We start from the raw sequence: 14,155 nt of genomic DNA, 5'->3' as shown, positions 1-14,155 counted from the left end.
GTGCCGGGGTGGGGACCAGGTGAGGGGGAGGGGGCGGGGTCACGCGGTGAACGACGTCACGCGGCGGACGGTGTCGTGCCCTCCTGCTCGGCCTCGATGCGGGCGTTCCACTCGCGCTTGGAGGCCTGCCAGCCGTCCTCGTTGTGCCCGAGGCGCCAGTAGCCGGAGATGGAGAGGTCCTCGCGCGGAACGTGGTGCTCGACGCGCAGCAGCCGGCGCAGCTCCTTCACACAGGCGGCCTCGCCGTGCACGAAGGCGTGCACGCGGCCCTCGGGGAAGCGGAGCGCGCGGACGGCCTCGACCAGGGCCTGGCCGACGGGCCGGTCGCCGCGGTGCAGCCACACGACCTCCGCGTCGGAGTCGATCTTCTGCTCCTCCTCGCGGCCGGCGACCTCCACGAAGGCGCGGACCCGGGCGCCGTCGGGCAGCGCCTCCAGGGAGGCGGCGATGGCGGGCAGCGCGCTCTCGTCACCGGCGAGCAGATGCCAGTCGGCACCGGGGTCGGGGGCGTAGGCGCCGCCGGGGCCGAGGAACCGGATCGTGTCGCCCGGCCGCACGCGCATCGCCCACGGGCCCGCCAGGCCCGCGTCGCCGTGCAGCACGAAGTCCAAGGTCAGCTCGCGCACCTCGGCATCCCAGGCGCGCACCGTGTAGGTCCGGGTCACCGGCCACTGCTCGCGGGGCAGCTCCTCGCGGATCCGGTCCAGGTCGAACGGCTCGGGGTAGGTGATGCCCTCGGCCGGCGGGAACAGCAGCTTCACATAGTGGTCGGTGCACGTGCCGGCGGCGAACTCGGCGAGACCGTCGCCGCCGAGGACCACGCGCTGCATGTGCGGGGTGAGCCGTTCCGTGCGGACGACCTGGGCCGAGTGGGCCTTCCGCGGCTTCCTGGCCGGACGTTCTGCCATGACGGCCTCCCTGATCCCTGAACTTAGGCAAGCCTAAGTTAGCATCTCCCCCCTCGTGGCCGACACCACGGCTCGGCAATTTCCGAGCGCGTGTCGGCCCTCGCGAGCACGCCCCGAGCGCGGGCGGAGCGTCGCGCGAGCGCCGCCCGACCGGTGAGCGAGCGACCCGGGGTACGGCACCCCCGCCGTGGGTCCGGGTACCCTCACGCCCCCAAAGTCACCAGCAGTCGCCGGAGCGAACCGCCCAGCCCCCACCGCGCCGCGATCGCGTCCAGGGCCTCCGGGTCGCGCGGGGCACGCGGCAGGGTCGTGCCGACGTCCGGCAGCGGTACGTCGTCCGCGACGCGCACCACCTTCGGGGCGACCGCCAGATACGGCCGGGCCTCGGTCAGCCGCCGGCGCTGGGTGGGCGTGAGCCTGGCGCGCGGGTCGTCCACGGCCGCCAGCACGCCGGCCAGGTCGCCGAACTCGGCGAGCAGCTTGGCCGCGGTCTTCTCGCCGATGCCGGCCACCCCCGGCAGCCCGTCGCTCGGGTCGCCGCGCAGCAGCGCCAGATCCGCGTACCCGCGGCCGTCGACGCCGTACTTCTCGCGCAGATAGGACTCGTCGGTCACCTGGAGCGTGCCGACGCCCTTGAGGGGATACAGCACCCGCACCCCGCGCGCGTCGTCCACCAGCTGGTAGAGGTCGCGGTCGCCGGTGACGATGTCGACCGGGCCGGTCGCGCGGGCGGTGTACGTGCCGATGACGTCGTCCGCCTCGTACCCCTCGACGCCGACACGGGCGATGCCGAGTGCGTCGAGGACCGCCTCGATGAGGGGGACCTGCGGCGACAGGGTGTCCGGCACCACCTCCTCGTCCGGCCCCGCCGGGTGCTCCTCGGCTACCCGGTGCGCCTTGTAGGAGGGGATGAGGTCGACCCGCCACTTGGGGCGCCAGTCGGCGTCCATGCAGGCCACCAAGTGCGTGGGGTGGTGGTCCTTGACCAGCCGGTCGATGAAGTCCAGCAGTCCGCGCACGGCGTTCACCGGGGTGCCGTCCGGGGCCTTCACGGACTCCGGGACGCCGAAGTAGGCGCGGAAGTAGAGCGACGGAGTATCAAGCAGAAGACATTTTTCGCGGCGGGTCGACATGCGCCCAGCATGCCACTGACCGGGGGCGCAGCGTCCCGCATCGATGGCGCCACGGACAGGAACATGAGACCCCGTCCACCTGCCAAGGGAGCAGGGGACGGGGCGATCAGAGGCAAGCCGTTACGCGTCCCTATCCGGCGGTCGGACGGGTACCGAGTTGTCCGGCGAGTCGAGCCATATCCGCTCGTCGTCGCCGTCCACGGTCAGCCCGAACCGCTCGAAGCCGGGGCGGCCCTGCTCCTGCCACCAGCGGTAGGCGGTCTCGACCTCGTCCCACAGCTTGCGCGGGCCGGACTGGTACACCTCGAACTCGGTCCGGTCCTTCTCGTAGTGGGGGACAGCTTCGTCAGGGACCGCACGCCGTCTGCGGGCCACTTCCGTCCATCGAGGTACTCACGGACGTGGCGGCGTGGGACCCGCTGAGCGCGCAGCCGCATGAAGGCGGAGGAGCCGATGAAGTGGCCCGATGCCGTGCCGTCGTCGCCGACGACGGGCCGGGCGACGGCTTCACCGCCGTAGGTCGGCCCCCAGGGGGTCACGATCACGCCGCCGGGCCTGGTCTGGTCGATCCACGCGCGGGGCACGCTGCCGACCGAGCAGGTGGCGATGACACGGTCGTATGGTGCGCCCTGCCATCCGAGGGCGCCGATGGCGTCAGTGATCAGCGCCCGTGCGTCGGCACCGTAGACGGCGAGTTCCGCCGCTCGGGAAACGCCTTCACGTACTGCGCGATCTCAGACGGCGCCGTGACGTTGACGGCCGCCGTCAGCAGCTCCACCTGCGCTTGATCGTTGTCGTAGATCGAAAACGTCTCCAGCGGCCACATGCCGCGCTCAGCCGAGAACGGGACCACGCCCAGCGAGACGGCCGGAAGCGACATGATCGACAGCAAGTGGCCCAGCTGTCCGGCCATCACCTCCGCGTTGCCCATGCGGTACCGCAGGACGGCTTCCTCGACGAGGATCGCGAAGCGGTGGTCACCCTCGCGCAGTACGCGGGCACGGTCCATGCGGGCCGCGACGGCTTCGACAACGTCGTTCGGGGTGCTGCGGAAGTCTGACGCGGCGATCAGGTCGGCTGCTTGCTCCTTGGCGCCGCAAATCCCACACCATGCCTGAACGTTGGCATCGGACGGTGGGGTGACGCCGTTCTCGATGCGTGAGGACTTCGAGGGGTGCCAGCCGGCCTGGAGGGCGACCTGCCGCGCCGTCAGCCCAGCGTCCAGGCGGATCTCCCGCGAACGGGCGGCCACCGCCTCGCGGGCAGCCTGAACGCTGGACGACGGAGAACGGGCCATAGGTGCCTGTGGTGCCTCAGACCGTGTAGCGGTCATGCGGGATGGCGCGCTCCCAGACAGCTTGGAACGCCGACGAGCGGAGTTTGACCACGGCGGGGCGGTCGTCGACCTCGTCGCCTAGGTACACGCCGTCGCCCGAGAAGTAGCCGAACCGAACCAAACGGTCATCGAAGACCCAGAAGTCATTGCCCGGCAGGCACAGATCCGACGCATTCCGGCGGGGCAGCCAACGGATCTGCTCACCGGCGGCGATGTTGTGAATGTGCCGTCGTACAGGTAGCGGGTGTACTCGCTGACGGGCTCCGAGACGATCCGGGCACGCCGGATCACGACTCCACGGCCAACAGCCTCGGACACCATGTCCAGCCACGGCCGCCACCAAGACGCCCGGTCGTTCGGGTCGGGCCGGTAACCGGACTTCCACGCGGCAACGCGCGGGGCTTCGTCGGGATCGTCGTAGAAGTCGCGCCAACCGCCCCGGGCGGGTTTGCCCGGAGGGGTGCCCGTACGGCCGTCAGACGGCCAGCAGCACGCCAGCCTGACCGACCCCCGACGGCCGGCTGAGGGCGTCGACCGCCGATGTGAGTGCCCGTGTCCCGGTCAGTCCACTTCAGGGCCGTACTGGTCCCGCCAGTGAATGTCGATTCTCTGAGGATCGATACCTCGGCGGCCACGCGTACCGGGCCGGACGACGATATGCGCGATGGCGCTCTCCAACAGTGAGCGGCGGCCGTCCGTGTCGCGTGCTTCCCATGCTTCCGCGAAGGTCTGGCCCAGCTCGACGTACTCGACGACGGGCTCGCTCGGCTGGGACAGGAGCTGCTTACGCCGCACCTTCAGAGTGCGGAGGTCGGCCAGCATTTCCGCTTCCCTGTCGTCATCGTCCACGTCCGCCAGTTCAGCGGTCGCCGCCTTGATCTCCGCCTCGACGGCGGCCAGGTCGGCGACCTCACGGATGCTTTCGCGGACCTCCACGACCGGATACCGGCCGACGAGATCGAGGAACATCCCGGTGATGTACTCCTCGATGCGTTCGGCGACGATGGACACGCCGCGCTGACAACCGGTGCCGTCGGACTTGCCCGAGCAGGAGTAACGCACGACAGGTTTCGCTCCTCCGGTCCTGTTCACCCGCATCCTGCCGCCGCAGGTCGAGCACCGCAGCAGTCCGCCGGACAGCAGTCGCGCCCTGCGCTTCCGCTCGCCTCCCGGCGTCTTCGTGGGCGCCAGGAGCACGCGGAGGCGGGCCATGTCCTCCTGCGGCAGGATCGGTTCCCAGACCTGGACCGGTTCGCCCTCGTCATTGCGGACGAGCTTTCCGTTGTGAGTCATGTAGCCGAGCGTCGCGTCCTGCGTCAGCACGATCCGAAGCGACGTCATGGACCACGCGGCGGCCTTGCGGGGCTTCGACCCGGCGCCATTGAGGGCGGCTGTCGTGTAGTAGAGGGACTTCCCCTCAAGGATCATGTCGGCGGCCTTGCGCACATACGCGGCTTCGACAGGGTCGACCTCCAGCACCTTTCCGGTGCCGTCCGGGTTGTCGACCACCCGGTAGCCGTACGGCGCCGCTCCGCCGGGGTGGCGACCGGCCTTCACGAGAGCCGACCGAGCGGCCAGGACGCGGTCGCGGATCGTGGCGGCCTCGAACTCGGCGAAGACACCGAGAAGCTGGAGGAGCATGCGTCCGGCGGACGTCGTCATGTCGAACGGCTCCGTGGCCGACACAAGGCAGACCCCGGCCTTTGCCCACTCCTCGGTCAGCGTGGCGAGGTCGGAAACGGACCGTGCGACGCGGTCGATCCGCCAGACGAGCACGATGTCCGCCCGTCCCGACCGGATGGCTTCGCGCACGCGCGTGAGGCCAGGGCGGTCCAGCCGCGTCCTGGTGGCGGAGACATCGATGTCCTCGATGATCTCGGCGAGTGCCCAGCCCCGTGCCTGGCAGGTCGTACGGATCAGCTCACGCTGGCGTTCGATCGACGTGCTCTCGTCCGTCGCCTTCGAGATGCGTGCGTACCCGATCACCCGGCGGCCGCGGGATGCAGTTGTCATGCGGGTAATAGTAAGGACCGGCGAGGCGGTGTCGAGGAGCATCAGTCGTCCGGTCAGGCCTCGCATCATGCCGTACGCCACTGACAGCACCCGGCACGGGGAAACGCGTTGCGTCCTGCGCCTCGCCCGTGAACTGGCCCACCTTCGCGTTTGCCCCGACAGGACCCGGGGAGGGGCGGGCTCGGAGCGATGCCGGTCGCGCACCCAGCTGTTGCCCGCGCCCGTCGCTCCGTCTTTTTGTCGCCGTCCATGACGAGAGGTTCGTGTGTCATCCAGGCTTGAGGCCGACCATCTGTACAAGGTGTTCGGCAGACGACCGGACGAGGCGGTCGACCGGCTCCGCGCCGGCGCCGACCGTGAGGAGCTGCGCGCCGACGGCACCACCGCGGCCGTGATCGACGCCTCCTTCACCGTGGAGCCGGGCCAGATCTTCGTCGTCATGGGCCTGTCCGGATCCGGCAAGTCCACGCTGCTGCGCATGCTCAACGGGCTGCTGGAGCCGACCGCCGGAGCGGTCCGCTTCGACGGCCGGGACCTGACCGCGCTCGGCGACCGCGAGCTGCGCGAGGTCCGCGCCCGCAAGATCAGCATGGTCTTCCAGCACTTCGCGCTGTTCCCGCACCGCAGCGTGCTGGCAAACGCGGCCTACGGCCTGGCCGTGCAGGGCGTGCCCCGCGCCGAGCGCGAGCGGCGCGCCGGCGAGGCGCTGGCCCTGTGCGGTCTGGCGGGCTGGGAGAAGTCCTGGCCGGACGAGCTGTCCGGCGGTATGCAGCAGCGCGTCGGCCTGGCCCGCGCGCTCGCCACCGACGCCGACCTGCTGCTGATGGACGAGTCCTTCAGCGCCCTGGACCCGCTGATCCGCCGCGACATGCAGGACCAGCTGCTCACCCTCCAGAAGACGCTGAAGAAGACGATCGTGTTCATCACCCACGACCTGAACGAGGCCATGCGCCTGGGCGACCGCATCGCCGTGATGCGCGACGGCCGGATCGTGCAGACCGGCACCGCCGAGGACATCCTGCTGCGCCCCGCGAACGACTACGTCGCCTCCTTCATCCAGGACGTCGACCGCTCCCGGGTGCTGACCGCCTCCGCCGTGATGGACACCGGCCTGCGCGGCGACGAGGGGACCTGCGGCTGCGAGACGGCGACGCCGGACACCCCGTTCACCGAGCTGTGCGCGATCAGCGCGCGCGTGCCGCACCCGGTCGCCGTCCTGGACGCCGGGCGCGAGGTCGTCGGGGTGGTGCCGAGGCAGCGCCTCGTCGGCTTCCTCGGCGACGAGGAGGGCGGACCCGTGCCCTGCGACGACCGGCGCGAGGGGACGGTGACCGTCTGATGCCCAGGTTCCACCTCGGTGACTGGGTCGACTCCGGTGTCGACTGGCTGCTGAACCACCTGTCCTGGCTCTTCGACGCGGTCAGGACGCTCGTCGAGGGCATGTACGACGGCATCGACGCCGTGCTCACCGCGCCCGCCCCGCTGCTGCTCGCGGGCATCCTCGCGGTGCCGGCCTGGTGGCTGCGCGGCCTGCTCCCGGGCGTCCTCGCCTTCGCGGGCTTCGCGCTGGTCGACTCGCTCGGCCTGTGGGAGCGGGCCATGTCGACCCTCTCCCTGGTGCTCGTCGCCACCGTGATCGCCCTGGTGGTCGCCGTGCCGCTGGGCATCTGGGCGGCCCGCTCCCGGCGGGTCAGCGCCACCGTGCGGCCGGTCCTGGACCTGCTCCAGACCATGCCGTCGATGGTGCTGCTGATCCCGGCCATCCTCTTCTTCGGGCTGGGCACCGCCGCCGGTGTCATCGCCACGCTGATCTTCGCCGTCGCACCGGGCGTGCGCATGACCGAGCTGGGCATCCGCCAGGTCGACAAGGACCTGGTGGAGGCCGCCGAGGCGTTCGGCACCAGCCCCCGGGACACGCTGCTGCGGGTCCAGCTGCCGCTCGCCCTGCCCACGATCATGGCGGGCGTCAACCAGGTGATCATGCTGGGGCTGTCGATGGTCGTCATCGCCGGCATGGCCGGCACCGGCGGGCTCGGCGGCGCGGTCAACGAGGCCATCGGCCGGCTGGAGATCGGCTATGGCTTCGAGGCGGGCGTCGCCATCGTCGTCCTCGCCGTCTACCTCGACCGGATGACCAGCGCCCTCGGCACGCAGATCTCCCCGCTCGGCCGCCGCGCCGCCGCGAGGGCGCGCGTGGCGAGCGGCGCCAAGGCCCTGTGGACCCACCGCCCCCGCCCGGCCGTACCGCTCGTCGGCGTGGCCGTCCTCGCGCTGGTCGCGGGCGGCATGGGCGTCCTCGGCGGCTCCGCCGGCACCGCCGAGGCCTCCGCGTCGAACGTCGGCAGGGGCGAGGAGATCACCATCGGGTACATCCCGTGGGACGAGGGCATCGCCTCGACTCACCTCTGGAAGGAGATCCTGGAGCGGCGCGGCTTCGACGTCACCGCCACCCAGTACGCGGCCGGCCCGCTCTACACCGGTCTCGCCACCGGCCAGGTCGACTTCCAGACCGACGCGTGGCTGCCCAGCACCCACGCCGAGTACTGGGCGAAGTACGGCAAGCGGCTCGACGACCTCGGCAGCTGGTACGGCCCGACCTCGCTGGAACTGTCCGTCCCGGCGTACATGAAGGACGTCGACACGCTCGGCGACCTGAAGAAGCACGCCGGCGACTTCGGCGGCCGGATCGTCGGCATCGAGCCCAGCGCCGGGATGATGGGCCTGCTCAAGAACAAGGTGATGAAGGAGTACGGCCTGGAGGACGCGTACGACGTCGTCGACGGCTCCACGCCCGCCATGCTCGCCGAGCTGAAGCGCGCGTACGCGCAGCGGAGGCCGGTCGTCGTCACCCTCTGGTCGCCGCACTGGGCGTACAGCGAGTACGAGCTGAAGAAGCTGAAGGATCCCCGCGGCGCCTGGGGCAAGGGCGACGGTGTGCACACGCTCGCCCGGAAGGGCTTCGCCGAGGACCACCCCGAGGTGAGCCGCTGGCTTGAGGACTTCTCGATGACCGAGGAGCAGCTGACGAGCCTGGAGGCGCAGATCCAGAAGGCCGGCAAGGGCGGGGAGCAGGACGCCGTCCGCACCTGGCTGAAGCGGAACCCCGGCTTGGTCGACCGGTGGGCCCCGGTCGACGGCCGCGGCGGCAGGAGCCAGGCGGCCGGGTGACCTGACGGACCCCGCCGCCCGGAGCGAGGGGCGGGCCCCACCGTACGGCCGAGGCCGTGGTGGCGGTCCGCCCCTCGCCGTGTGCGCGGCGCACCACAAGGATCCGGACAACCACGGAGCGCTACGCCGATGCCCGAGCCCCGGCCGCCGGAGCAGGCCCCGGCCGCAACGGCGCCGGGCCGGCACCTCCGGGAACATCGGGGACGGCTGCCGCATTGAATCAAAAGAGCGAACAGCTGTGCGGATGGGAGGCCGTGGAGCGCGCGGGACGGCTGATCCACTGGCGCGAACTGTGAGGTCGCACCCCACCCCGTGCGACGTCGATGTGACAGCCCCGTGAACGGTTTGCCGAACATGCGTAGGGTGCAGAGAACTACTCATCGGCGACAGCGCGACGAGCGAAGGAGGGAGCCGGAGCGATGGGCGACCACAAAGAACAGCCCCTTCGGGTGGGCGCGGCCGTCCGGCGGCGGCGCCGGGCCCTGGAGCTCACCCTCGCCGTCGTGGCCGAACGCAGCGGCCTGTCGGTGCCCTTCCTGAGCCAGGTCGAGAACGACCGCGCGCGTCCCAGCCGCGGCTCCCTGGAGAAGGTGGCCGACGCGCTGCGCACCACCGCCGTCGAACTCCTCGCCGCCGCCGACCCGGCGTGCAGCGTCGACGTGGTGCGTGCCGAGGAGACCGACCAGTCGCCCGAGCCGCAGGTGCGGTCGCTGGTGCGCGGCCACCACCAGATGCACGCCTTGGAGTTCACCGGCGACCATGACGCGGGCCGCGAGTTCCAGCACCGCAACGACCAGCTGATGTACGTCGCGGACGGCCAGGTCGAGATCGAGGCGGAGGGCCGCGCCTACCGCCTGGGCCGCGGCGACACCCTCTACCTCACCGGCGGGGTGCGCCACCGCTGGCGGGCGACGGTGCCGGAGACCCGGGTGCTGGTCGTGGCCGTGGCGGAGCACATCGAGGCCGTCCAGGGCCGGCACCGCCAGTGAGGGTCGTCTCGCTGGTGCCGTCGCTCACCGAGGCGGTGGCCGTGACCCTGCCCGGCGTGCTCGCCGGCGCCACCGACTGGTGCAGCCATCCTGCGGGTCTCGCCGTCACCCGCGTCGGCGGCACCAAGAACCCGAAGACCGACCGGATCATCGCGCTCGCCCCCGACCTGGTCATCGCCAACGAGGAGGAGAACCGCGCCCCCGACCTCGACGCCCTGCGCGCCGCGGGCGTGGAGGTGCTGGTGACCGAGGTGCGCGACGTGCCGCAGGCCTTCCGCGAGCTGGACCGGGTGCTGACCGCGTGCGGCGCGCGCTCCCGGCCGCGCTGGCTGGACGAGGCGGAGGCGGCGTGGGCGTCCCCGCAGTCCCCGTTCCTGGCGTCCGCGAAGTCCCAGCCGTCCGTGCTGTCGCTGCCGTCCCGGCGGTCACTGCCGTCCCCGCGGTCACTGCCGTCCCCGCCGCTGCCGGAGCGCCGCGCGACGGCCGTGGTGCCGGTCTGGCGGCGGCCCTGGATGGTGCTGGGCCGGGACACCTTCGCGGGCGACGTCCTCGCCCGGCTCGGCGTCGACCACCTGTACGCCGACCACGCCGACCGCTACCCGCGCGTCCCGCTCGACGAGCTGGTCGCGGCCCGCCCGGACCTCGTCGTCCTGCCCGACGAGCCGCACCGCTTCACCGCCGACGACGGCCCCGAGGCCTTCCCCGGGCTGCGCTGCGCGCTCGTCAGCGGACGGCACCTGACGTGGTACGGGCCGTCACTGGCCGAGGCGCCGGCGGTCCTGGGCGCGGCGCTGCGAGCAGCCGTCCGCTGAGCACGCCCCGCGCGGTGTGCGCGGCGGCCGTGACCCAGGCGGCGACCAGCACGCCGTACAGCAGGACCGCGAGCCCGTCGAAGACGGCCAGGCCGGTGTGCCGGGCCAGTGACGCGGCGCCGGTGACGCAGGTGCCGACCGGGAAGGTGAACGCCCACCAGGTCATCGCGAAGCCCATGCCCTGCCGCCGGGCGCGCGCCACGTGTGCGGTGGCCAGGCCCAGCCACAGCAGCGCGAACCCCATCACCGGCACCCCGTACAGGACGGCGGGCAGCGTGAACCAGCCGTCGCGGGCGTGCGGCAGGGCGAGCGGGGCGACGTCCGCGAACATGCCGGCCGCGGTGGTGGACTGCCCCAGCGGGCCCAGCACCAGGAACAGCGTCGGGGTCAGGGCGAGCGGCAGCGGGCCCGCCGTGACCAGCCGCGCGAAGACCAGCGGCAGCATCAGCAGCGTGCCGCACAGGCTCAGCCCGAACAGCCCGACGCACCCGAACAGCAGGGTCGCGCGGGCCTGTCCGGGCGGCAGGTGCGGCACCAGCAGCGGCCCGACCGCCGCCGACACCATCGGTGCGACCAGCGGCAGCAGCCACACCGGAGTGGCCTGCTGCGGCTCCACGCGGTGGCGTACGGCCATCAGGTACGGCACGGCGACCGCGACCCACAGCCCCACCGCCGTACCGACGCCGAACAGCACCGCGCCCAGGGCGAGCGCCGCGCTCCCGCCGAGCCAGGCCGGGCCCAGCGTGAGGGCGCCGCCGCCGACCGACACCAGGGCCATGGCCAGGCAGCCGTAGAACGGTGCCGTGGCCGGATCGGCCAGGTGGGCGCGGGCCTGGTCGCGGTGGTGGGACCAGTGCAGGGCGCGGGCGGCGAGCAGGGTCACCAGCAGGGCGAGGGCGAGCGCCCAGGCGGCGGTGCAGGCGGTGCGCAGGCCGGGGAGCGGCAGCGGGAGCGCGGCGCCCGCCGTGCCCACGACGGCGGTTCCCATCACGGAGGCGTACCAGTTGGGACCGAGGTGGCGGACTGCGGTGACCATGCCGCAACCCTCCCGTCCCCGGACGGTCCCCACCAGGGATCATGTGTCTATGAGGGCATAAACTGGCCTTATGAGCAGGACGAGCGACACTCCCGGCACTACGGGCGGCACCCCAGGCATCACCACGGGCGGCACCACGGACCCCGACGCGGCACAGGAGTCCGCGCCGGCCCCTCCCACCTACGCCCCGACGACCGGGTCGCTGGCGCACCGGGTGCCCGACCTGGGTGCCCTGGAGCTGCTGCTGGCCGTGGCCCGGCTCGGCAGCCTGGGCGCCGCCGCCCGCGAGGTCGGCATCACCCAGCCCGCGGCCAGCAGCCGGATCCGCTCCATGGAGCGCCAGCTGGGCGTGGCCCTCGTCGACCGCTCGCCGCGCGGCTCCCGGCTCACCGACGCGGGTGCCCTGGTGACCGACTGGGCCCGGCGGGTCGTCGAGGCGGCGGAGGCGTTCGACGCGGGCGCGCAGGCGCTGCGCGACCGGCGCGACTCGCGCCTGCGGGTGGCGGCCAGCATGACCATCGCCGAGTACCTGCTGCCCGGCTGGCTGCTCGCGCTGCGCGCCCAGCGGCCCGACACGGCGGTGTCGCTGCTCGCCGGGAACTCGGCCGCGGTGGCCGAGCGGCTGCTGTCCGACGAGGCCGACCTCGGCTTCGTCGAGGGACTGACCGTGCCGCCCGGACTGGACGCGGTGGTCGTCGCCCGCGACCGGCTCATCGTCGTCACGGCCCCCGGCCACCCCTGGGCCCGCCGCCGGGAGCCGCTGTCGCCCGCCGAACTCGCCTCCACTCCGCTGGTCCTGCGCGAGAAGGGCTCCGGCACCCGGCAGGTCCTCGACGCGGCGCTGGGCGGCCTGGCCCGCCCCCTGATCGAACTCTCCTCCACCACCGCCGTGAAGGCCTCCGCCGTCGCCGGCGCGGGCCCCGCCGTCCTCAGCGAGCTGTCCGTCCGCGAGGAGCTGTCCACCCGCCGCCTGGTCAGCGTCCCCGTGGACCGCGTCAGCCTTCGCCGCGACCTCCGCGCCGTCTGGCGCACCGGCCACCGCCCGGCGGGCCCGGCACGCGACCTGCTGTCACTGACGCGCCGGTAGTCCGCGGGGGGCGGTGAGAGCTTCGGTCACGGGCGAGTTCCCTCGCTCCGGCGAGACGGCCGGGCCGTCGCGGCGGCCCGGACCAGCGCGCGCATCACGCGGTCGTCCTCGCCCATCTCCGGGTGCCACTGGACGCCGAGCGTCCAGGCGTCGGTGTCCGGCAGCTCGATCGCCTCGACCGTGCCGTCGGCGGCGTGGGCGCTCGGCAGCAGCCCGGTGCCCAGGCGGTCGACCGCCTGGTGGTGGTACGTGGGGACGGACGTCTCCTCCGGGACGATCGCGGCGTAGCGCGTGCCCGGGACCGGCCTGACCGGGTGGCGGCCGAAGACGCCGACCACCTCGGCGTGGCCGTCGAGGTGCTGTACGAGGGTGCCGCCGAGCGCCACGTTCAGCAGCTGCATGCCCCGGCAGACGCCCAGCAGCGGCACCCGGGCCGCCACCGCCGCCTCGATCAGGGCGAGTTCCCAGGCGTCGCGCGCGTGGGCCGGCGGGCCGGTGCGCGGGTCGCGGTCGGCGCCGTAGCGGGCCGGGTCGACGTCGGGGCCGCCCGCGACGACCAGCCCGTCCAGGCGGGCCACCACCGCCGCCGCCCGGTCCGGCGCGTCCGGCGGCAGCATCGCCGCCAGTCCGCCCGCGCGCTGCACCAGCCGGAAGTACCCGGCGGGCAGCAGCGCCGCCTCCAGCTCCCACACGCCCCAGCGCGCCCCCGTCTCCAGGTAGGTGCTGACCCCGATCAGCGGCCGCTCGTCCGTCATCCGACCTCCCCGTCGACCGCGACGCATCGCCTTGGACCGCACCGGAGTCGTTCACGCGACTCGTTCGAATGGACTCGACCCGTACCTTTGCCCAGACACGGGCCCCCTGGCAAGACGCTCATCCGAGAAACCCGCGCAGCAGCGCCGCCGTCCCCGCGCAGTGCTCCCGCATGATCTCCCGCGCCCCGTCCGCCTCCCCGTCGAGCACCGCCTCCACCAGCGCGGTGTGCTGGTGCTGGGAGTGCTCCAGGTTGCGCACCAGCAGCGGGATGCAGTCGAGCAGGTCGTTCACCGTGGCCCGCACCGCCGCGTACTGCGCGGTCAGCGTGGGAGAGCCGGACAGCTCGGCGAGGGTGAGGTGCAGCAGCGTGTCGCGGCGGCGGTAGTCGGCGAGCGGGGCGTCACGGGTGCCGGCCAGCGCCGCGCGCAGCCGCTCCGCCTGCGCGTCCGTCAGCCCGTGCACGGCACACAGCCCGGCCGCCCCGGTCTCCAGCACCTCCCGGAAGCGCAGGACGTCCTCCAGGTCGACCCCCGCGACCCGGCGCCGCAGCTCGTCCTCGCCGACGGCGTCCGCGCGCTCCCGCACGAACGTCCCGCCGTACCGGCCGCGCCGCGACTCCACCAGCCCCTGCTCCTGGAGCACCTTCAGCACCTCGCGCAGCGTCACCCGGCTGATCCCCAGCCGCTCCGCCAGCTCCCGCTCGGCCGGCAACCGCTCGCCGCCGCGCACCAGGCCGAGCCGCAGGATCTGGAGGATCTGCTCCAGCGCCTCCTCGAAGCCGTTGCCCGCGCGAACCGGCCGCAGCACGGGGGCCAGCCGGTCGCCGGGTCCCGTACCCGCTGTTACCGCACCGGCGGCTTCCACCGGATCGTGTGGCACAGGCCCGCACCCCCTTCCCAAGTAATGGTCGTCACTCA

12 protein-coding genes and 2 pseudogenes are annotated in these 14,155 nt (G+C 72.9%); 5 read left to right on the top strand and 9 right to left on the bottom strand.

Annotation, left to right across the window (positions count from 1 at the left end):
• Positions 1 to 56 precede the first annotated feature (56 nt).
• From G7Z13_RS06520 to G7Z13_RS06500, 6 genes and pseudogenes are all read right to left on the bottom strand, one after another.
• Positions 57 to 908 (bottom strand): siderophore-interacting protein, encoded by an 852-nt coding sequence (locus G7Z13_RS06520; RefSeq protein ID WP_165996913.1) that lies wholly within the window; start codon positions 906 to 908, stop codon positions 57 to 59.
• 203 nt (positions 909 to 1,111) lie between these two features.
• Complete coding sequence (locus tag G7Z13_RS06515; RefSeq protein ID WP_165996911.1) at positions 1,112 to 2,041, bottom strand: 5'-3' exonuclease; 930 nt, start codon at positions 2,039 to 2,041, stop codon at positions 1,112 to 1,114.
• A 120-nt stretch (positions 2,042 to 2,161) separates the two neighbouring features.
• The gene (locus G7Z13_RS33565) at positions 2,162 to 2,416 is read right to left on the bottom strand and encodes a hypothetical protein (protein WP_240926561.1); all 255 of its coding nucleotides are present in this window, start codon (positions 2,414 to 2,416) and stop codon (positions 2,162 to 2,164) included.
• 263 nt (positions 2,417 to 2,679) lie between these two features.
• Positions 2,680 to 3,338, bottom strand: a pseudogene (locus G7Z13_RS06505) (helix-turn-helix transcriptional regulator); the annotation flags it as partial.
• Positions 3,339 to 3,354: 16 nt separating this feature from the next.
• Positions 3,355 to 3,767 (bottom strand): annotated as a pseudogene (locus G7Z13_RS33555) (DUF6879 family protein); the annotation flags it as partial.
• A gap of 171 nt (positions 3,768 to 3,938) precedes the next feature.
• The gene (locus G7Z13_RS06500; protein ID WP_206313012.1) at positions 3,939 to 5,471 is read right to left on the bottom strand and encodes a recombinase family protein; all 1,533 of its coding nucleotides are present in this window, start codon (positions 5,469 to 5,471) and stop codon (positions 3,939 to 3,941) included.
• 184 nt (positions 5,472 to 5,655) lie between these two features.
• Between G7Z13_RS06500 and G7Z13_RS06495 the strand changes: the two genes are divergently transcribed.
• The 4 genes from G7Z13_RS06495 to G7Z13_RS06480 all read left to right on the top strand — a co-directional run bounded on the left by G7Z13_RS06495 (position 5,656) and on the right by G7Z13_RS06480 (position 10,359).
• Positions 5,656 to 6,729: a glycine betaine/L-proline ABC transporter ATP-binding protein gene (locus G7Z13_RS06495; RefSeq protein WP_165996908.1), complete on the top strand. Its 1,074-nt coding sequence runs from the start codon at positions 5,656 to 5,658 to the stop codon at positions 6,727 to 6,729.
• Complete coding sequence (locus G7Z13_RS06490; protein ID WP_165996906.1) at positions 6,729 to 8,558, top strand: ABC transporter permease/substrate binding protein; 1,830 nt, start codon at positions 6,729 to 6,731, stop codon at positions 8,556 to 8,558. Before G7Z13_RS06495 ends, G7Z13_RS06490 begins: the two co-directional genes overlap by 1 nt.
• 419 nt (positions 8,559 to 8,977) lie before the next feature.
• A complete protein-coding gene (locus tag G7Z13_RS06485; protein ID WP_165996903.1) occupies positions 8,978 to 9,547 on the top strand; it encodes an XRE family transcriptional regulator in 570 nt (189 codons plus the stop codon).
• The gene (locus G7Z13_RS06480; RefSeq protein WP_165996901.1) at positions 9,544 to 10,359 is read left to right on the top strand and encodes a helical backbone metal receptor; all 816 of its coding nucleotides are present in this window, start codon (positions 9,544 to 9,546) and stop codon (positions 10,357 to 10,359) included. The genes G7Z13_RS06485 and G7Z13_RS06480 overlap by 4 nt, the downstream gene beginning before the upstream one ends.
• Here the strand turns inward: G7Z13_RS06480 and G7Z13_RS06475 are convergent.
• The gene (locus G7Z13_RS06475; protein ID WP_165996899.1) at positions 10,271 to 11,395 is read right to left on the bottom strand and encodes a TDT family transporter; all 1,125 of its coding nucleotides are present in this window, start codon (positions 11,393 to 11,395) and stop codon (positions 10,271 to 10,273) included. The two genes, G7Z13_RS06480 and G7Z13_RS06475, sit on opposite strands and share 89 nt — an antisense overlap.
• Positions 11,396 to 11,465: 70 nt before the next feature.
• On the opposite strand from G7Z13_RS06475, the gene G7Z13_RS06470 reads away from it, so the two are divergent.
• Positions 11,466 to 12,482, top strand: a complete 1,017-nt coding sequence (locus tag G7Z13_RS06470) for a LysR family transcriptional regulator (RefSeq protein ID WP_240926133.1) — start codon at positions 11,466 to 11,468, stop codon at positions 12,480 to 12,482.
• Between the two features lie 26 nt (positions 12,483 to 12,508).
• Here the strand turns inward: G7Z13_RS06470 and G7Z13_RS06465 are convergent, their stop codons facing one another.
• Together G7Z13_RS06465 and G7Z13_RS06460 are read right to left on the bottom strand one after the other, a co-directional pair.
• Positions 12,509 to 13,237 carry a gamma-glutamyl-gamma-aminobutyrate hydrolase family protein gene (locus G7Z13_RS06465; RefSeq protein ID WP_165996897.1) on the bottom strand — a complete coding sequence of 243 codons (729 nt, stop codon included), beginning with the start codon at positions 13,235 to 13,237 and terminating at the stop codon, positions 12,509 to 12,511.
• 118 nt (positions 13,238 to 13,355) lie between these two features.
• The gene (locus tag G7Z13_RS06460) at positions 13,356 to 14,117 is read right to left on the bottom strand and encodes an FCD domain-containing protein (protein WP_240926132.1); all 762 of its coding nucleotides are present in this window, start codon (positions 14,115 to 14,117) and stop codon (positions 13,356 to 13,358) included.
• Between the last annotated feature and the right edge of the window lie 38 nt (positions 14,118 to 14,155).

Origin of the sequence: Streptomyces sp. JB150, assembly GCF_011193355.1 — a bacterium.
In the GTDB taxonomy this organism is placed as follows: Bacteria; Actinomycetota; Actinomycetes; order Streptomycetales; family Streptomycetaceae; genus Streptomyces.
Note: the sequence above shows the minus strand (reverse complement) of the source record. Positions and strands in the feature narration are given on the sequence as shown.